The organism is Nocardiopsis sp. MG754419 (assembly GCF_018207095.1).
Classification (GTDB): Bacteria; Actinomycetota; Actinomycetes; order Streptosporangiales; family Streptosporangiaceae; genus Nocardiopsis.
This window is the reverse complement of record NZ_QOCZ01000372.1, coordinates 1-432: the sequence shown is the minus strand read 5'-3', so window position 1 is coordinate 432 and position 432 is coordinate 1. Positions and strand designations below refer to the sequence as shown.

The following is a 432-nucleotide window of genomic DNA, read 5'->3' as shown; positions in this document are numbered from 1 at the left end:
CTGCGGCCGGGTGCACGGCAGTTGCTCTCCCCGGCCTGCTTGGCCGGGGAGAGCAACTGCCGTGCACCCGGCCGCAGTCCGCCCTCCGTGCCGTACACGATCCCGATGCCCGCGTCGTCCTCGTGGCTCTGCCGCTTGACCAGGTCGTTCAGGACCAGGTCACGGTGACCGTCGCCGTTGAAGTCGTCGGCGACCTTGCTGCCGTCCCCGCGCGGCACGGGCACCCGCGCGTGCGCCTTCGCCACGGGGACCGGGCCCGGCTTCTTCGCCGAGCCGTCGTCGTCGCTGTTCCGGCTGGAGCCGCAGGCGGTGAGGAGAGCGCAGGCGGCTGTCAGGGCCGCCGTCACACGCATACCAGTTCTTCGCCCGCGCCCTCGCCCGTGCACCGTCCACCTCATCCGCACCGATGACAACAACCGAGCCATCATGCAC

1 pseudogene is annotated in these 432 nt (G+C 71.5%); it reads right to left on the bottom strand.

Going from position 1 to position 432, the window contains the following annotated elements:
* Window positions 1–353 (bottom strand): annotated as a pseudogene (locus tag DSY14_RS28165) (hypothetical protein); the annotation flags it as partial.
* Window positions 354–432: the final 79 nt, after the last annotated feature.